The following is an 18,728-nucleotide window of genomic DNA, read 5'->3' as shown; positions in this document are numbered from 1 at the left end:
CCCCGCGCAATGCCCGCGGCGTCAGGACCGAGGTGCCGTTTCGAGCTCCCGCTTCAGGTTGCGCAGGGTCCTGTCGATGTTGCGCACCTGGAAGTCCGCGAACGTGTGGCCTCCGGTGGCGACGCGGTCGAACACGTTGGTCACGAAGGCCGGCCAGGAGCGTCGGTCGTCGGTCCAGGTCTCGGTGACCCGCGTGGCATCGCCGTCCTGTTCGAAGGCGTACTCCCAGGTGGCGATCGGGCCCCTCAGGCGGGGGCGGGTGAGCCCGATCGCATGGACCCGGAAGGCGAAACGGCTGCCCGGCTCCGCCGCCGTCACCGTGCACCGAGTCACCCAGCGGAAGGCGCCACGCTTGTTGCGCCCTTCGAAAGTAAGGCCGAGCGGAGCCGATTCATCGGGCGCCGGCACAGTCGCGCCGAGGTTCTCCGGGCTCCAGCGCCCCATGTGGGCAGGGCGGCTGATCGCCTCGTACGCGACAGCCGGTGGCACCTCGATGAGGACGCTGCGGGACACGGTGAAGGTGCGGGCCACGATGGACTCCTTTCCCCGGCACATTAATTACTCGCCGGTAACCATCATGGCACAGAGGTCCCTCTGGGCCCGGCAGCGCATGCGGTAACGAGGCACCACACGAACCGGGCTGTCAGGGACGGTCGTCGGCCGCTGTCTCCCACTCGTTTGCCGGGAGGTCCAGGAGCCGTTTGATCCGGGCGGCGTCCGGCAGCGGGCCATGATCGCCCGTCACCTTGAGTGCCGACGCGGCCGTGATGTGTCCGAGCCGCAGTGCGCGCTCCATTCCCCCGCCTCGCAACAGGCCAGTCAGGAAACCGGCGGCGAAAGCGTCGCCCGCGCCGACGGGTTCCACCACGTCAGTACGCAGAGCGGGCACCGTCCACGCACTCTCGTGGCCGAAGGCCGTGGCCGCACGGCCGCCGTCCTTGACGACAAGGAGGCGCGGGTGCGGCAACAGCCTCCGTACGTCGGCCGGTTCGAGGTCGGCGGCCCACAGTTCCTGTGCCTCGTCCAGCCCGACGAAGGTGATGTCGGCACGGTCGGCCAGGTCGCGCAGCACGCGGGCCGCCGTCCCGGGCGGCCACAGGGCCGGGCGGTGATTGACGTCGAAACTGATGGCGTACGGGCGCTCGGCGGGCGGAGTGGCGAGTGCCGCCACGACCATGCTCCGGCAGGACGGCGACAGCGCCGGGGTCACACCCGTCAGGTGGACGACGGAGGCCGACCGCAGTCTCTCGTCATCCAGTACGTCGGGTCCCAGCACCGAGGCCGCCGAGTTGCCGCGGTAGTAGTGGACGCGGGTACGGGCACCGGCCGGCTCCTTCACGAGCAGGCCCGTGGGCCGTTCCGGGTCGGAGCGCACGCTGCCGACATCGACGCCCGCCGCGCCGACCGCGGCGCGCACACGCCGCCCCAACGCGTCGTCACCCAGCGCCGACAGCCAGGAGACGGGGACGCCCAGGTCCGCCAGGTACATCGCCACGTTCGACTCGGCCCCGGCCACCGACACCCGCAGGTCCTCGGCGGTCTCCAGCGATTCGCAGGGGGCGGGAGCCAGGGCGGCCATGGTTTCGCCGATGCAGACCACCGGTCCGTCGGCCGGCCTCCAGCCCTCCTTCATGACCTCTCCCCCGGGATCGAAGCCGATCCGTCGTGGCGGTAGGCAGTCGCCGGCCGGCCCGGCACGTCGACACGGACGGTGAACAGCGCGCCGTCGTAGGGGCCCGGCTCGGCGAGTCCCACACGGGCGGTCGTGATGTGGAGAAGGTCCTCCTCAAGGCACACACCGGCGGGCTGTTGTGCGGGCAGACTCAGCGTGCGGTCCAGACGGCCGTCCGGCAGATACCGGCGTACGGATCCGGTCCCCCACACCGCCACCCATACGGCGCCTTCGACGTCCACCACCATGCCGTCGGGGCTGCCGTCTTCGACGGTGACGAACACCTCCGGGGCCCCGAGTTCGGCGGTGGCCGGGTCGACGGGGTAGCGCCTGATGACACCCCGGGCGCTGTCGGCCAGGTACATGGTGGCGCCGTCGGCGGTGAAGGCCGGCCCGTTCGGCACCGTGATGTTGTCGAGGACGCGGGTCACCGTGCCGTCGTGGTCCACCCGGTAGAGGGAACCGGCTCCCTCGTCGGCGTCGTAGGCCATGCTGCCCGCCCAGAAGCGGCCGAACGGGTCGGTGGTCGCGTCGTTCATGCGCATGGGCCGTGCGGCGTCCGCTTCGGGCTGTGCCAGCCACCGCGTCGGCCCATCGGGAGTGAGCAGGCAGATCCCGGTGCCGGCGGCGGCGATCCAGGTGCCGGGGGCGTCGGCCACGGGGGCCACCGCGCCCAGGGGAACGGGCAGTTGGGCCAGTTGCCGCAGGGGGGCGGTGGGATGTCCGACGGCGGTGAGCAGGCGGCCGGCGAGGATGTCCACGAGCACGATGCCGCGGTCGGTCCAGCGGATGCCCTCGCCGAGCTCCAGCCGGTCGGGACGGAGTGCTTCGGCGCCGGCCTCGGCTCCGGCGGCTCCGGCGGCTCCGGCGGCTCCGGCTGAGCCTGTCGCGCTCCCGGCTGCGCCTTCGGTGTGCGATGCGGCTTCGGTCACGGCGTGTCTTTCCGTACGACGGTCAGGAACGCGCGGGCTCGGTCGCGCAGCGCGGTCAGGCTGCCGCCGTCGGCGGCGTCTCCGATCAGCGGCGAGCCGACTCCGACCGCGGTCGCTCCGGCGGCCAGATACGCCCGGGCGGCCGCCTCGTCGACACCGCCCACCGGCACGAACAGTTCGTGCGGGAACGGGCCGCGCAGGGCCTTGAGGTAGGCGGGGCCGCCGGCCTCCGCGGCCGGGAAGATCTTCAGCGCTGCGGCACCGAAGGGGCGTGCGGCCACGATCTCGGTGGGGGTCATCACGCCGGCCACCACCGGCAGGCCGAGTTCGTGTGCCGCGACGACGCCCTCACCGAGTGCGGGGGTGACTGCGAAGTTCGCCCCGGCCTGCTGGGCGGCGCGAGCGTCATCGGCGGTCAGGACCGTGCCGGCGCCGAGGGGCCGGTCGGGGCCGAGCGCCTTGCGTGCCTGCTCGATGACGGACAGGGCGTCCGCGCCGGTCAGGGAGACCTCGATGAGTTCGACGCCTTCCTCGGCGAGGGTCAGCACGGTGCGTACCGAGGCTTCGGGGTCGGCGCCGCGGATGATCGCGACCAGGCGATGGGCGGCCAGGGCCGCTCGCAGATCCATGGACGGGCTCTCCTTTTCACACGCGTTCACTGGGACTCATGAAGGTTGATCAAGACTCACACAGGTCGGTTCAGGTGCAGAGGCAGTTCGCGGTCAGTGTCAGCCGCCATCGCACCTCGCCCGAGGCGGGTACGAGGGCAGCGTCGCCGGGACCCGCCTCGGCGAGGTCGAAGACGCGGCCGAGCATCGGTTCGACGCCCGTGCTGCGGTAGGGGTGCGCGGCGGGGAAGCCGCCCAGGTTGCGCCACAGGGCGATGGACACGGGCTGCCCATCGGCTTCAAGGGCCAGCGACAGCCGGTCGGCCTGGTCGTGGACGCAGCAGCGGGAGGCGTCCACGACGGCTCCGACGGCGGTGCCGTCGTCCGGACCGAGTTGGTCCAGGCGCAGTCCGCTGGGTGCGGGCCAGCTCCCTTCGACCCAGGTGGCGCCGTGCGGCCACGCCCGGTCCAGCAGCGGCGCCGCCTCGGGGAAGAGGCGGGTGCTAGCTCCGTCGCGGATGTGCAGCGTCGCCCGGTCGGAGAGGTCGAGCAGCGCGTGTGCGGCCCACACGAACCGGAAGCCCTCCTCGGCCTTCAGGACGTAGTCGGCCTCGGCTCCCTCTCCGGTGCCACGGATCGTGCGGGTCAGGGTGAAGCGATCGCAGTGGACGACGTCGCTGTCACCGTCACGCGTCCAGCGCCGTGTCCAGGCGTCACCGTGGTCGGGGGTGCCGCGGACCGTGGGGATGCACTCCTCCAGTCCGCCCGCGTCCACGAAGGCGTCGCCGGGTGACACGCTCTGCCGTTCGGGTGCCGCGCGCCGCCAGAGCCATTCGCGCCCCGAGGTGCGCAGCGAGGTCCAACGGCCGCCGTGGGCAAGGTCGGTGACGATGTCCATCGGTACCGTCACCACTCCGCGAAGGAACCGTCGGCGTGCCGCCACACGGGATTGCGCCAGGCGTGACCGGTGCGATCGGCGGCGCGTACGGCGGCTTCGTCGATGGTGATGCCGAGGCCGGGGGCGTCGCCGCGGGAGGCGTGACCGTCGACGAACCGGAAGGGCTCGGTGTCGACGAGGTAGGAGAGCAGGTCGGCGTCCTTGTTGTAGTGGATGCCGCGGCTCTGCTCCTGGATCAGGAAGTTCGGGGTGGCGAACGCGACTTGGAGGCTGGCCGCGAGCGCGATCGGGCCGAGCGGGCAGTGCGGGGCGAGTTGGGCACCGTAGGTCTCCGCGAGTGAGGCGATGCGGTGCACCTCCGAGATGCCGCCGGCGTGGGACAGGTCGGGCTGGGCGACCGCGATGCCCGCGGTGAGTACAGGCAGGAACTCGGTGCGACCGTAGAGGCGTTCACCGGTGGCGAGCGGTACGGGACTCGCGGCGACCAGGCCCGCCAGCAGGTGGCCGTGCTCGGGTACGACGGGTTCCTCGACGAACAGCGGGTGCAGCGGGGCGAGTTCGGCGAGGACGCGGCGGGCGCCCGCGGCGGTGAAGCGGCCGTGGAAGTCGACGGCGACATCGCGGTCCGGGCCGAGTGCCTCACGGGCGGCGGCCACACGGGCGACGACCGCGGCGGTTTCGGCGGCGGTGGGAACCGGTGAGGTGGCTCCGGCTGCGTTCATCTTCACCGCGGTGAAGCCCGCCTCGACCTGGGCGGCTATCTGTTCGGTCAGCTCGGCGGGTTCGTCTCCGCCCACCCAGGCGTAGACGCGGACCCGGTCGCGCACCGGGCCGCCGAGCAGGGCGTGCACGGGAGCGCCGTACGCCTTCCCCGCGATGTCCCACAGGGCCTGGTCGAGGCCGGCGACGGCGCTGGAGAGGACCGGGCCGCCCCGGTAGAAGCCGCCCTTGGTGAGCACCTGCCAGTGGTCCTGGATGCGCAGCGGGTCCTGGCCGACGAGGTATTCGGCCAGGACGTCGATGGCGGCGCGGACGACTTCGGCGCGCCCTTCGACGACCGGTTCTCCCCAGCCGACCACGCCCTCGTCGGTCTCGACGCGGCAGAACAGCCAGCGGGGCGGGACCAGGAAGGTCTCGATGCGGGTGATCTTCACTGGGAGCGGGAGCCTTCCACGGAATCGGAGACCGAGTCGGAAACCGAATCGGAGTCGGAGTCGGAGTCTTCGACGCGGTCCAGATCGCGGCCGGCCTGGTCGAGCAGGGCACGCATCGCCGCTTCGGCGGCACCCGCGTCCCGGTCGCGTACGGCGTCCAGGACGGCGCGGTGGGCCGGGACCGGGTCCTCACTGTGCGGGGAGCTGTGCACGATGCGGTCGCGGTGGGCCAGGCCGGACTCGATGACCATCTCCATGCGTTCGAGGAGTTCGTTGTGGGTGGCGGTGAGCAGGGCACGGTGGAAGGCGAGGTCGGACTCGACGGCGTGGGCGGCGCCGTTGTCCCGCTCCCCCATCGCCTCGATGGCGGCGTCCAGGGCGGCGAGGTCCTCGTCGGTGCGGCGCTCGGCGGCCAGGCGCACGGCTGCCGGTTCGATGATGGCGCGTACTTCGGCGAGGTTGTGCAGCAGCGCACGGTCGGACGCGTTGGTGCGGCCGCCCTCGAACTGCCAGCGCAGCACGTCGGCGTCGAGCAGGTTCCACTCGGCGCGGGAGCGCACGAAGGTGCCGCGCTTCTGGCGGGCGTCGACCATTCCCTTGGCGGCGAGCACCTTGAGCGACTCGCGCAGCGCGGTCAGGCTCACGTCCAGCTCGCTCTGCAGCGCCACCAGGTCCAGCGTGGCCCCCTCGGGGATCTCACCGCCCAGGATGCGGCGGGCGAGGAGTTCCACGGTCTGGCCGTGCACGCCGCGACGGGCATAGGGCGTCATGTCGTACAGCCTTTCTGCTGTTGAGGGAGCGTGGTCATGCGGAGGCCTTGACGACGCTCCAGCCGCCGTCCACGACGAGGCTCGTCCCGGTGATGTAGGAGGCTTCGTCGGCGCCGAGGAACGCGATGGCCGCGGCGACCTCCTCGGGGGAGCCGAAGCGGCGCACCGCCGTCTCGGCGATGCTGCGTTCCCGGTCCTCGGGCGGGACCCGGTCCCAGGCGGCGGTCAGGATCGGGCCCGGGACGACGGCGTTGACGCGTACCTCGGGTCCGTATTCGACGGCGAGTTGGCCGCACAGGGAGAGCAGGGCGCCCTTGGAGGCGGCGTAGGCGGGGTGGCCGGGGATGCCCTTGTGGGCGTGGACGGACGAGGTCAGTACGGCTGCGCCCCGCCGGTCCCGCAGATCGGGCAGCACCGCCCGGAAGCCGAGGAAGCTGCCGGTGAGGTTGACGTCGAGCTGCCGCTGCCACGAGGGGAGGGACATCTCGTGGGCGGGGGTGACGTCGACGGTGAAGGCGTTGCTGACGAGGACGTCCACGGGCCCGTAGGCGTGCGCCGCGGCGACCACCCGGGCCCAGTCCTCCTCGGCCGCGACGTCGGCGGTCACGAACCGGGCCCGCCCGCCGTCCTTGCCGATCCGGTCCGCCACGGCCTCGCCCCGCTCCTGGGCGAGGTCGACGAGCACGACGGCGGCTCCCTCCTCGGCGAGGCGTGCGGCCGTGGCGGCTCCGATGCCGGAGGCCGCTCCGGTGACCACGGCCGTGCGGCCGTCGAAGCGGGCGCCGTGCCGTCGTACGGGCTGGTCCATCGTGGGGTTCGACTCCTTCGCGGGCGTGTGACGGTTGATCGGCCGTCCTGAAAACATATGCCGGACCGGGCTCACTGCCGTATCAGCACCACCAGTTCGGCGTCGTGGCCGGCGCTCCACGCGAACGGCAGTCCGTAGTGGAGCAGGTGGGCTCCGCTGTACGTCGTCCCCGTCGCGGTGTCCCGGTAGTGCGCCGCCGGTTCCATGCCCCGCAGCCGCAGCCGGTCGGGCCGCCCTGGCACGAGCGGGGCCCCGTCCAGGCGACCGGTGCCGAGGGCGGCGACGACCGTACGGTTGCCGAGGTCGTACTGCACGCCGCAGGTGCTGTCGTGCGGCGTGCCGAGGAGGCGGGCCTCTCCCCGATGGACGACGTCCCGTACGTTCTTGTACCGGGCGATCCACCCGGCGGCCTCGGCCCGCTCCTGTGGTGTCCAGGCGCGCAGGTCGGCGCCGATGCCGAGGACTCCGCAGATGGCGTTGACGAAGCGGAAGGCGAGGCTGCGGGGGCGTGGGTCGAAGATGCCGGGGGCGTCGGTCACCCAGGAGCTCATGACGTGCGGGGCGTGGGCGTGCAGGAACCCGTACTGGATCGAAAGCCGGTCCAGGGGAGCCGTGTTGTCGCTGGGCCAGACGACATCGGTGCGGGCGATGGTCGCGTGCTCGATGCGGGCGCCGCCGCCCGCGCAGCCCTCGATGGTGACGTCGGGATGGGCGGACCGGAGGTGGTCGAGGACGCGCAGGTATCCGGCGACATGCTCGGCGTCCAGGTCGGCGGGTCCGGCACCGGGGCGTCCGCGCTCGGTGGGCGGGCGGTTCATGTCCCACTTGAGGTAGCTGATGTCGTGGGCGCCGAGCAGCCGGTCGAGCGTGCCGATCACGAAGTCCTGGACGTCGGTTCGGCCCAGGTCGAGCAGCAGCTGGTTGCGGACCAGCCGGGCGGGGCGGTCCTCGATCCGGTAGACCCACTCGGGGTGTTCGGCGTACAGGCGGCTGGCCGGGCTGACGGCCTCGGGTTCGACCCACAGGCCGAAGTCCAGCCCGAGCGCCCGGATGTCCTCGACGAACGGGCCGAAACCGTGCGGGAACGCCGCCGGGTCCGGGTACCAGTCGCCCAGTCCCCCGGTGTCGTCGCCGCGGCCGGTGAACCATCCGTCGTCGACGACGAACAGTTCGGCGCCGATGTCGGAGGCCAGCTTGGCCAGTTCCAGTTGGCCGGCCGCGTCGACGTCGAAGCCGGTGGCCTCCCAGGAGTTGTAGAGCACCTTGCGGGGGCGGTGCAGCCGCTCGCCGGAGAGGTGGCGTTCGTAGCGGTGCCAGACGCGGGACAGTCCGTCGAGGCCTTCGGGGCTGAAGGCGCAGGCGAGGCGGGGGGTGGTGAGGGTGGCGCCGGGTGTCAGGTGGACGACTCCCTCGTGCGGGACCCGCCCGGCGCGGACACGGACGCTGCCGCCAGGCTCTGCCTCCGCGGTGATGTGCCAGTTGCCCGGCCATTCGAGGGCGATTCCATAGGCCGCCTCGGCCTCCGCGTCCTGCACGGCGAGCCAGGGCGCGTACGCGTGTCCGGGCGCGCCCTGGAGGCTGCCCATGGTGAACGTGCCTCTGGCCAGGTCGAGTTGGGTGCGCTGGAACTCCTGGGACCACTGGCCGGTGAGGTACGTCAGCCGGGCGGTACCCGTGACGGGGATGTTCACGGCGGCCGAGTCGAGCCGCTCCAGGCGGAGTTCTTGCGTGGAGGTCAGTTCGGTCCAGCGCAGGATCACGTCCGTGCCCGGAACCGTCTCGTAGCAGAGGACCGTACGCAGTCCCACGACGTCGTCGGTGAAGGTGAGCCGCAGGCTGCCCTCCCGCTCCTCCGCGCCGTCGAAGTCCCACCACACGCCCCGGTCCTGGCCCGGGCGTGCCGCCACCAGCTCGGATCCGGTGAACGGCCGCAGCCCGTACGGCAGATACTCGGCGGGTGCCGCGTCGGCGGGGGTGACGAAGTGGGTGCGGTGGGACCAGTCGAGGGCGGAGGGGCCGTCCTCGACGCCGAGCGGGCCCCAGGCGTCGAGCTCGGCCCACGGGCCGTCCGGGGACAGGCGGACGGTGTAGCTGGTGTGCTCGGTGCGCAGCGTCCAGCGCGGGTACGACGTCACTTCACCGCTCCCAGGTTGAGGCCGGCCACGAAGTGCCGCTGGAACCGCAGGAACACGATCACGGTGGGCGCGGCGGCGATGACCGAGCCGGCGGCGATCACGTTCCACATCGATACGTACTGTCCCTGAAGTCCGATGAGGGCCGCGGTGATCGGCATCTTGGTGTCGCTGCGCAGCACGGTGATGGCCCAGAGCAGGTCGTTGAAGATCCAGGTGAAGGACAGGGCGCTGAGGGCGGCCAGGGCGGGGCGGGTGAGCGGGAGGATGATCCGCCAGAAGATCTGCCAGGGCCCCGCGCCGTCCACGACCGCCGCCTGCTGGATCTCGGCCGGTATGGAGCGCATGAAGCCGTGCAGGACGAAGACGTAGAAGCCGACGCCGAAGCCGATCTGTACGCCGATCAGCGCGGGCAGCGTGTCGAAGACGCCCATCTGCTCGCTGAGCTTGGAGACCGGGATGAGCAGGATCTGCGGCGGGAGCAGGTTGCCGCCGAGCATGAGCAGCAACAGGGAACGCCGGAAGGGCATTTCGTAGCGGCTGAGCGAGAAGGCGGCCATGGCGGCCAGTGCGAGCGTCACCAGGACGCACGGCACGGTGACCAGCAGGCTGTTGATCAGGGCGCGCTGCTGGCCGCCGTCGTTCCAGGCCTGGCCGAAGTTGTCGAGGGTGAAGGACTGCGGCCAGCTGCCCAGGCCGTTCGCGGCGATGTCGTCGAAGGAGCGCAGGCTGGTCACCAGGACCAGGGCGATGGGCAGCAGCCACAGGAGGGCCAGCGCCCCGGCGCCCAGGTGGAATCCGGCGGTCGCGGCCCGCCTGCGGCGCAGGGCCGTGGAGTTGGCGGACATCAGTCGGCCTCCCGGAACGCGCGGACGAGATAGGAGCAGATGACGCCGAAGGCCAGGACGAAGATGACGACGGCGAGTGCGGAGCCGTAGCCGAGTCGCAGGGACTGGAAGGCGGTTGAGTACATGTAGGTGCTCAGCAGCTCGGACGAGTGGTAGGGGCCGCCGCGGGTCAGCGACCACACGACGTCGAAGGAGCGCAGCGAGTCGATGACGATGACGGACAGGACGACCGCGTTGACGCTGCGCAGTTGGGGCAGGGTGACGTGCCGCAGGCGTTGCCAGGCGCTCGCGCCGTCGACCTTGGCCGCCTCGTACAGGGCCGGGTCGATGCCCTTGAGGCCGGCGAGGTAGAGGACCATGACGTAGCCGATCTGCCGCCAGAGCGCGGGCACGATGACCGCGTACAGGGCGGTGTCCTGGTCGGCGAGCCAGGCGTGGCGCAGGCTGCCGAGGCCGACCGACTCCAGGAGTTGGTTCAGGACGCCGTCGGGCTGGTAGATCGCCTGCCAGACCAGGGCGGTGGCGACCAGGGAGAAGACGACGGGCAGGAACAGGGCCGCGCGGTAGAAGCCGACTCCGCGCCGCTCCTGCTGGAGCAGCAGCGCGGCGGCGAGGCCGAGCAGGGCGGAGAGGCCGCCGAAGAGCACGAGCCACAGGACGGTGTGGCCGGCCGCGCTGCGGAAGACCTCGTCGTGGGCCATCTCCCGGAAGTTGTCCAGGCCCACGAACTGTGGTGGCGAGACACCGTCCCAGCGGGTGAGGGCGAGGTAGAAGCCCTGCAGGGCGGGCCAGAACACCCATACCGCTTCGGCCAGCAGCGGGACGAGGACGAACGCGAGCACCAGCGGGGGTGTACGGCGCGGGCCCCCGGTCCGCCGGCCGCGGGGCGACGGCGGGGCCGGGGACTTCCGTTCGGGCGCGGTCAGGACTGCCATGTCAGGCGTTCCAGATCTTCTCGGCGTCGCGCTGCCAGCCGGTGAGGATGCTGCCTATCTCCTTCGGCTTGGCCAGGAACCTGGTCAGTGCGGTGTCCGCGGTGGGCTGGAGGGCGTCGCTGGAGTCCCGGTTGAAGAACTGGGTGATCTCGGCGGCCTCCTCGACGTGCGCGCGGCCCTTCTTCACCAGGGCGGTGCCGGCGTCCTTGGCCTTCGGGTTGCACGGCAGGACGGTGCCCGAGGAGCCCTTGATGTAGATCTCCTGGGACTCCGCGGTGGCGAGGTAGCTCATCAGGTCGACGACCTGGTCGCGGCGGCCGGTGCGGGCGCTGGCGAAGTACCCGTCGACCGGGGCCTCTTCGGCGAGCGGGATCTTCGGGTCGATGACGGGGAAGCGGAAGAAGTCGATGTCGTCGAGCGCGTCCTTGGGGGCCGCGTCGGCGAAGAAGGTGCCGATGAGCATCATGCCGGTGCGGCCGTTGAGCAGGGCGGTCGTGGCGTCCTGGAAGGGGACGGCGTCGCCGTTCGGGTCGAAGTACGGCAGCACCTCCTGCCAGCGGTCGAAGACCTTGCGCACCTCGGGGTCGTCGAACCGGTGCTTTCCGGCGAGGAGTTCGCGGTGGTACTCGGCGCCGTTGATCCGGATGTCGAGGTAGTCGAACCAGGCGGAGGCCACCCAGGCGGTGTTGCCGCCCGCGCCGAGGCCGATCGGGTCGACGCCCTTGCTCTTGAGCTTGTCGCACAGGTCGAGGAAGTCGTCCCAGCTCTTGGGCTCGCTCACGCCCCACTTGGCGAAGTTGGACTTCCGGTAGAACATGCCCCACCAGTAGTAGGTGGCGGGGACGAAGACCTTCTTGCCCGATTTCGCGGTGCACAGGGAGTTCAGGGCCTTGGAGTAGCTCTTGAGGTCGGCCGAGGAGCTCCAGACCTCGCCGAGGTCGAGCAGCAGGTCCTTCTTCGCGTAGGCGTCCGCCACCGAGCCGGGGTACCAGGTGTACACGTCCGGCGGGTTGGCGGAGGTCAGGTAGGTCGGCAGCTGGGTGCGGAAGGTCTCCGCGGCGACCGTGTTGAGGCTGGCGCGCCCCGACCCCTTCTTGGCGTACGCGGCGACGAGGTCCTGCATCGCGGCCTTGGCCTGCGGTGCGGACACGTTGGACTGGAGGGTCACCGCGCCCTTGGAGGAGCTCTTGCCGGAGGAGGTGGCGGTGACACAGCCGCTGAGCAGCGCCGTCGTCCCGGCGGCACCGAGTCCTGCGAGGAACCGGCGTCGGCCGGTCTGATGGTTCGTCATGGATGGCTCCCTGTGGATCCGCGCGGGCGGGGCGGCCCTCCTGACGGCCGGGCCCCGCTCGCGCGGATACAGATTCGCGTGGCACTCACGCCACGTCAAGAATAATTACTAATTTATTTGAACTGGGTCCGGTGCACGTAGCCGTCGACTCCGCGGAACACCGCGTCGACCGTGCCGCCCGGCCCTGCCACCGCTCCGAGCGCGCCCTCGAAGGCCGCGCTGGGGAACTCCTGCCGCTTGGTCCAGCCCTGCCAGGCACCGTTCTCGTACCGCTGCTGCCAGAGCGTGTAGTCGGAGGCCCGCGCGTACAGCACCACGGCGTCTCCTACGGCGACGAGCGTCGGGCTGCCGCCGACGGTCCCGCCGATCGACTTCCATGGCGACCACTCCCCCGACGCCGACGCTTCCCTGGACCGCGTCCACACGTCGTCCGCCGCGGAGCGCACGGCCACGTGGACCCGCCCCTGCGAGTCGACGGCGGCGGACGGCCGCCCGTACACCGCCCGGTCACCGGGTGCGCCGAGCGAGGACCATCCGGTCGAAGGGCCGCGCTGCACGACCTGCCCGTCGGAGCCGGTGGCGAACAGCGTCCAGTGCCCGGGGTCGGTGAACGCCACCGACGGCGCGTCGGTCACCCGGCCGCCCAGGTTCTGCCAGGTGCCCCAGCGGCCGTCGGCGAAGACCCGCCGGTACACCCGCGAGTCGGTGCCGCGCACGAAGACATCGATCCGGCCGCCGGCCGAGGCGTACGCGGCGGGCTGGCCGAGGATCCTGCCCTTCGTGGGGCCGCCGAGATCCCGCGTCCGAGCCCTGCCGTCACCGTCTGCGGTGGCTGTGTGCTGGACGAGCGAGCCGTTCGGTCCGCGCAGGAACGTCGTGAGCGTGTCGCCGTCGCGCACCACCGCAGGGCTCGCCGTGGCCCGCTGGCCCAGGCTGGTGCCGGGCAGGGCGTCGGCCCCGGTCAGCTTCAGGAAAGCGGTGCCGTGTGCGGGGACCTCGACCGTGTACGAGTCGGTGTGGGTACCCCGGTCCGCCCTGGCCCGCAGGTCGCGCACCTTCACCCCGCCGCCGAGGCCGACGTCGGAGAACCGGACAGTGCGCTCGACCGCCTGGTCGGAGCGGTTGAGCAGCACGACCGCGCGCCTGCCGTCACCTGCGAGGACCTTGCTGTAGACGTCGCCGACGGAGTCACTGGCCACCCGTACGCCCTGGATGGCGAGGGGGTCCTGGTCGACGGCGATGATCTCCGGGTTGCGCAGTGTCTTGATCATCGAGTCCGACAGGGTGCGCGGATCGGATCCGATGACCAGCGGCGAGCCCATCTGGGCCCACATCACGAACTGTGTGGTGGACTCCTCCTGCGTCAGCTCCAGGGATCCGTCACCCATGCGCCGCATGGGGATGAGGTAGTCCGGGTCGTTGTAGTGGCCCGGCCCCTGCGCCTCGGGGTGCCAGGCGTTCGCGTCCATGTTGCGCAGCACGTTGGGCCACTGTCCGGGGCTCGGGGTGCCCCAGGCGATGTCCGTTCCGGTGCGCCAGGAGTCGGCGATCGTCGGGGCGTAGACGTACGAGTTGTGCGCGTCCTGCTCGGGTGTGTGCGGCAGACCCCAGTCGTCGGTGAGCGGGTTGCACAGGTTGAGCAGCATCCTGCGGCCGGACTTGGCCACCGCGTCGCTGAACTCCTTGAACGCCGGGCCCGGATCGAGCTTGGCGCCGATCCCGCAGAGGAAGTCGACCTTGACCGCGTCGATCTTCCAGTCCGCGAACTGCCGGGCGTCCTCCTCGTAGTGGCCCCTGCTGCCGAGGCCACAGGTCTTGCCACCGTCGTAGGCGCCGGCGTCGGTGTAGATGCCCGCCTTCAGGCCGCGCTTGTGCAGGTAGGAGACCAGCGCCGGGATGCCGGAGGGAAAGCGGTCCGGATGGGCGGCCAACCGCCCCTTCGCGTCACGTGGATTGTCGGCCTGCCACCCGCCGTCCAGCCACACGATGTCGTAACCGCTGTCGCGCAGACCGCTGCTGACCAGCTTGTCCGCGACGGAGCGCACCGCCTGTTCGGTGGGTGCGCCCAGCCCGTAGTAGGTGTTCCAGCCCATGTAGGGCGTCGGTGCGAGACCACTGTCGTAGTACTCGGGTGCGCCCTGGTCGACGGCGCCCCGATCGGTGCCGGTCTGCGCCGTGGCCGCCGGGGCGGCGGTCACCGCCAGCACGGTTGCGATCGCGACCGCGGTGGCTCGGCGCGTCAGTCTGGACGCCGCGGGTGTGCGGACCTGCGGGTGTGAAATCACTTGCCTCTCCCGAGGGTTGGGAAGCACGAGGACGTGACGCGGGCCGCGCTGCGACAGGGGGCCGTCCACGTCACGGCGAAGACTGTGGCGTGCGGCCGAAACCCTGTCAATATTAATTCCTAATTTAATAGAAAGAGGCGTCGTGCCAACGCCGGCCAACCAGGTCTCAAGAGACGAAGTCCGCCTCGGGGGTTGACAGATTCCCGCCCGCGCCACAGCCTTTGGCAACGTTGTCATTCGTTGGATCACGTGCCGTGTCGTACCCGGCCCGCACCGCTGTCTTTTGATGGGACATCACGCTCATGACAGATCAGTCGAGCTCGCCACGCCTGTCGCGACGCTCCCTCGTCACCACGGGTTCCACCCTGCTGGCGGGGTTCGGACTTGGTTCCCTGTTGCCCGCGCCGACCGCCGCCGCAGCGGGCGCCGACGCGTCGGCCGCGCCCACCTCGCCTCGCGAACTGGCGCTCTACCGCCCCGTCACGGTCTCCTCGACGGCCTACGCGCCCACTCCCGGCTCGTTCGTGGTCGACCGGCTCGCCTCACCGGGAGTGCGGGGCAGTGGCTGGCGTGCCGGGGCGGGTGACCCGCAGTGGATCTCGATCGATCTGCAGGCCGCCTGCGAGGTCACCTGGATCCGTCTCACGTTCGAAGGCGACGCGAGCGACCCGGTGTTCACTCCCCCGACCACGGGAAATCCCGCCAGTGGCACCACGGGCAAGGAGATCCAGTCGAGCTACGCGGTCGAGTACGTGGTCGAGACCTCCACCAATCGCGAATCCTGGACCAGCGTGTACCGCACGACGGCGGGCACCGGCGGAGTGGTGAACATCCAGCTCCCGCGCCCGGTCACCGCGCGCCATGTGCGGATGACCTCGCGCAAACGCTCCAACCCCAACCCCCTCGGTCTGAACGGCTTCGAGGTCTACGGCAGCCCCAAGGGGCACCGTCCTTCGGCCACCGGCTGGACGGACTGGGGCAAGAACTCCGGGCCCGCGCCCAAGCTGGTGATGGCCGACGACGGCACGGTGCCGGTGGAGTCGGGCTGGCGGCTGACCCTCGACGACTGGGCCGACGCCGACGGCAAGGAGTTGTCGAAGACGACTGTCGACACCAGCGGTTGGCTGCCGGCGACCGTTCCCGGCACGGTCCTGGCCTCGCTCGTGGACCAGGGCAAGCTGCCCGATCCCGTCGCCGGACTCAACAACCTCCATGTCCCCGAAGCCCTGTCGCGGCACGCGTGGTGGTACAAGCGGGACTTCGAGCTGCCGCGCGGGCTGCGCACCGGAGCCGGGCGGCGGATCTGGCTGGAGTTCGACGGCATCAACCACAAGGCCGACATCTGGCTCAACGGCAAGCAGGTGGGGGACCTGACCTATCCCTTCGCCCGCTCGGCCCACGACGTGACCGAGCTGCTCTCGACGGGCGGCGCGAACGCGCTCGCGGTGAAGATCACGCCGATGCCGGTGCCCGGCAGCCCCGGCGACAAGGGCCCCGCGGGCGAGGCCTGGGTGGACGCGGGCGCCAACCAGATGAACCTCAACTCGCCCACCTACCTGGCCTCTTCGGGCTGGGACTGGATGCCCGCGGTACGCGACCGGGCCGCCGGTATCTGGAACCACGTCCGGCTGAGATCCACCGGGCATGTCGTGATCGGCGATCCCCGTGTCGACACCCTCCTGCCGAAGCTGCCGGACGTGTCGGTCGCCGAACTGACCATCGTCGTTCCGGTCCGCAACGCCGACACCTCCGACCACAGAGCGACGGTCTCCGCGGCCTTCGACGGCGTACGGGTGTCCAAGGTCGTCACCGTGCCCGCGGGCGAGAGCATCGACGTCACGTTCACCCCCGACGCCTTCGGTCAACTGCGGCTCCGCAACCCGAAACTGTGGTGGCCCAACGGACTCGGCGACCCCGCTCTGCACGATCTCACCCTGGTCGCCTCGCTCGACGGCGCCGAGAGCGACCGCCGCACCACCCGGTTCGGCATCCGCCAGTTCGGCTACGAGTACGAGGTGCCGCTGCCGTTCACCGCCTCCGAGGACGCCTACACCCAGTCGGTGACCTTCGACCGGCAGCAGGCCAGGTACGTACGCGTCAAGTGCCTGACCAGGGCCTCCGGTTGGGGCAACTCGCTGTGGACGCTGGCCGTGTCCGACAGCGCACGGCCCTCCGTCGACCTCGCCCTGCACGCACCCGCCGAGGCGTCGAGCAAGGACGGGGACGACCGCGGTCCGGCCAATGCGACGGACGGCGATCCCGGCACCCGCTGGTCCTCGGCCTACGAGGACGACCAGTGGATCCGGGTCGATCTGGGCTCCCCACAGTCCTTCGACCGGATCGACCTGACGTGGGAGCAGGCATACGCGAAGACGTACGTGGTGCAGGTCTCCTCCGACGACGCCGACTGGACCGATGTGGCGTCGGTGGACAACAGCGCGGTGCCGCTGCCCTTCAACAACGGCAACGCCAGTCTCCAGGTCGAGGAGTTCGCTCCGCGCACCGCCCGGTACGTCCGTATCGCCTGCGGGGTGCGCAACACGAGCTGGGGCAACTCCCTGTGGTCCCTCGGCGTCATCGACAGCGCCAAGCCCGGAACGGATCTCGCCCTGCGTCAGAAGGCGACCGCCTCGACCGAGGAGTCCGACCACCCGGCCGCGCACGCCACCGACGGCGATACGGGAACCCGCTGGTCGTCGCAGTACGAGGACCAGCAGTGGATCCAGGTCGACCTGGGCACCGCGAAGAGGTTCGACCGGGTGGCGATCGTGTGGGAGCCGGCCTACCCGAAGACCTACGTGATCCAGGTGTCCGACGACGGGGACACATGGACCGACGTGAAGTCCGTGTCCAACACCCCCGACCCGCTGAAGATCAGCGTGAACGGCGTGCGGGTCCTGGCCCGCGGCGGCAACTGGGGCTGGGACGAACTGCTGCGCCGGATGCCGCCGGAGCGGATGGACGCGGCCGTGCGGATGCACCGCGACATGAACTTCACCATGATCCGCAACTGGGTCGGCACCTGCGACCGGGAGGAGTTCTTCGCCGCCTGCGACGAGCACGGGATCCTGGTCTGGAACGACTTCCCCAACGCGTGGGCCATGGACCCGCCGGACCACGACGCCTTCAACTCCATCGCGCGGGACACCGTCCTGCGCTACCGCATCCACCCCAGCGTGGTGATCTGGTGCGGAGCCAACGAGGGCAACCCGCCCGCCGCCATCGACAAGGGCATGCGCCAGGCCGTCGAACAGCAGGTCCCCGGCATCCTCTACCAGAACAACTCGGCCGGCGGCATCATCACCGGCGGCGGTCCCTACGGCTGGGTCGAGCCGGAGAAGTACTTCGATCCGTCCACGTACGGCAGCAAGGACTTCGGCTTCCACACCGAGATCGGCATGCCGGTCGTCTCCACCGCGGCCAGCGTGCGGAACATGACGGGCGACGAGCCCGAGTGGCCGATCCGCGGCGCGTGGTACTACCACGACTGGAGTGAACGCGGGAACCAGGCACCGCACACCTACAAGGCAGCCGTCGAGGCCCGACTCGGGGAGACCGAGGACCTGGACGACTTCGCCCGCAAGGCCCAGTTCGTCAACTACGAGAACACGCGCGCCATGTTCGAGGCATGGAACGCGAACCTGTGGGACAACGCCAGCGGCCTGATGCTGTGGATGTCCCACCCCGCGTGGCACAGCACGGTCTGGCAGACCTACGACTACGACTTCGACGTCAACGGCACCTACTACGGCGCCCGCACGGCCTGCGAGCCGCTACATGTCCAGGCCGACCCGAAGGGACAGGTCCTGGCCGTCAACCACACGCGCAAGGACCTCAAGAACGCCACCGTCTCGGCGCAGTTGTTCGACCTGTCGGGTCGTCAGCTCGGCAAGACCAAGAACGCGCGGCTGGACGTGGCACCGGCCGCCACCACGAAGGCGTTCACCAGCGCCTGGACCGACGACCTGCCCGACCTGCACCTGCTGCGCCTGACCCTGGAGAGCAGCGACGGCCGCGTCCTGTCGCGCAACACGTACTGGCGCCATCGCACCGCGGCCGCCATGCGGGCGCTGACCAAGGCGCCGCAGACCAAGGTGTCCGCAGCCGTGACGCGCCTGTCCCGTTCCGGAACCCGTCACGAACTCACCGCCACCGTACGCAACCATGGTCGGTCAGTCGCCGCCATGGTCCGGCTGTCCCTGCTGAACGACAAGACCGGTCATCGCGTGCTGCCGACGCTCTACAGCGACAACTACCTGTGGCTGCTGCCCGGCGAGTCGCAGACCGTCACCTTGTCCTGGCCCGCCCGTGCTCTGCCCTCGCACCGACCGCTCCTGAAGGTGGAGGCGTACAACAGCCGCTCCGCGACAGCGCGCCCGTAGGTTCCTGTCCGAC

Annotated in this window: 14 protein-coding genes; 1 reads left to right on the top strand and 13 read right to left on the bottom strand. The window is 70.8% G+C overall.

The genetic code is table 11. From position 1 onward, the window contains the following. Positions 1-21: 21 nt before the first annotated feature. The 13 genes from ACFWXQ_RS19465 to ACFWXQ_RS19405 form a co-directional block, all read right to left on the bottom strand. Positions 22-531: an SRPBCC family protein gene (locus ACFWXQ_RS19465; protein ID WP_383942270.1), complete on the bottom strand. Its 510-nt coding sequence runs from the start codon at positions 529-531 to the stop codon at positions 22-24. Positions 532-643: 112 nt separating this feature from the next. Next, complete coding sequence (locus ACFWXQ_RS19460; RefSeq protein WP_383942267.1) at positions 644-1,633, bottom strand: sugar kinase; 990 nt, start codon at positions 1,631-1,633, stop codon at positions 644-646. After that, positions 1,630-2,481: an SMP-30/gluconolactonase/LRE family protein gene (locus ACFWXQ_RS19455; protein ID WP_383942316.1), complete on the bottom strand. Its 852-nt coding sequence runs from the start codon at positions 2,479-2,481 to the stop codon at positions 1,630-1,632. The genes ACFWXQ_RS19460 and ACFWXQ_RS19455 overlap by 4 nt, the downstream gene beginning before the upstream one ends. 119 nt (positions 2,482-2,600) lie before the next feature. After that, positions 2,601-3,233, bottom strand: coding sequence for a bifunctional 4-hydroxy-2-oxoglutarate aldolase/2-dehydro-3-deoxy-phosphogluconate aldolase (locus ACFWXQ_RS19450; RefSeq protein ID WP_383942264.1), 633 nt, complete (start codon positions 3,231-3,233; stop codon positions 2,601-2,603). A gap of 70 nt (positions 3,234-3,303) precedes the next feature. Then, complete coding sequence (locus tag ACFWXQ_RS19445; protein ID WP_383942261.1) at positions 3,304-4,110, bottom strand: hypothetical protein; 807 nt, start codon at positions 4,108-4,110, stop codon at positions 3,304-3,306. An 8-nt stretch (positions 4,111-4,118) separates the two neighbouring features. Then, positions 4,119-5,264, bottom strand: coding sequence for a galactonate dehydratase (dgoD, locus tag ACFWXQ_RS19440; protein WP_383942259.1), 1,146 nt, complete (start codon positions 5,262-5,264; stop codon positions 4,119-4,121). Beyond that, complete coding sequence (locus ACFWXQ_RS19435) at positions 5,261-6,034, bottom strand: FadR/GntR family transcriptional regulator (protein WP_383942256.1); 774 nt, start codon at positions 6,032-6,034, stop codon at positions 5,261-5,263. The genes dgoD and ACFWXQ_RS19435 overlap by 4 nt, the downstream gene beginning before the upstream one ends. Before the next feature lie 34 nt (positions 6,035-6,068). After that, entirely contained in the window at positions 6,069-6,842 is a 774-nt protein-coding gene (locus ACFWXQ_RS19430; protein ID WP_383942253.1) for an SDR family NAD(P)-dependent oxidoreductase, read from the bottom strand. Positions 6,843-6,913: 71 nt separating this feature from the next. Continuing rightward, a complete protein-coding gene (locus ACFWXQ_RS19425; RefSeq protein ID WP_383942250.1) occupies positions 6,914-8,977 on the bottom strand; it encodes an alpha-galactosidase in 2,064 nt (687 codons plus the stop codon). Further along, complete coding sequence (locus ACFWXQ_RS19420; protein WP_383942247.1) at positions 8,974-9,822, bottom strand: carbohydrate ABC transporter permease; 849 nt, start codon at positions 9,820-9,822, stop codon at positions 8,974-8,976. Before ACFWXQ_RS19420 ends, ACFWXQ_RS19425 begins: the two co-directional genes overlap by 4 nt. Continuing rightward, positions 9,822-10,757 (bottom strand): carbohydrate ABC transporter permease, encoded by a 936-nt coding sequence (locus ACFWXQ_RS19415; protein ID WP_383942243.1) that lies wholly within the window; start codon positions 10,755-10,757, stop codon positions 9,822-9,824. Before ACFWXQ_RS19415 ends, ACFWXQ_RS19420 begins: the two co-directional genes overlap by 1 nt. A 1-nt stretch (position 10,758) precedes the next feature. Beyond that, positions 10,759-12,048 (bottom strand): ABC transporter substrate-binding protein, encoded by a 1,290-nt coding sequence (locus ACFWXQ_RS19410; RefSeq protein WP_383942240.1) that lies wholly within the window; start codon positions 12,046-12,048, stop codon positions 10,759-10,761. Positions 12,049-12,161: 113 nt separating this feature from the next. After that, positions 12,162-14,333 carry a glycoside hydrolase family 27 protein gene (locus ACFWXQ_RS19405; protein ID WP_383942238.1) on the bottom strand — a complete coding sequence of 724 codons (2,172 nt, stop codon included), beginning with the start codon at positions 14,331-14,333 and terminating at the stop codon, positions 12,162-12,164. A gap of 302 nt (positions 14,334-14,635) precedes the next feature. On the opposite strand from ACFWXQ_RS19405, the gene ACFWXQ_RS19400 reads away from it, so the two are divergent. Continuing rightward, positions 14,636-18,715 carry a discoidin domain-containing protein gene (locus tag ACFWXQ_RS19400; protein WP_383942235.1) on the top strand — a complete coding sequence of 1,360 codons (4,080 nt, stop codon included), beginning with the start codon at positions 14,636-14,638 and terminating at the stop codon, positions 18,713-18,715. Positions 18,716-18,728: the final 13 nt, after the last annotated feature.

Origin of the sequence: Streptomyces sp. NPDC058697, from assembly GCF_042715345.1 — a bacterium.
In the GTDB taxonomy this organism is placed as follows: Bacteria; Actinomycetota; Actinomycetes; order Streptomycetales; family Streptomycetaceae; genus Streptomyces; species Streptomyces liliifuscus.
This window is presented reverse-complemented; position numbering and strand designations above follow the sequence as displayed.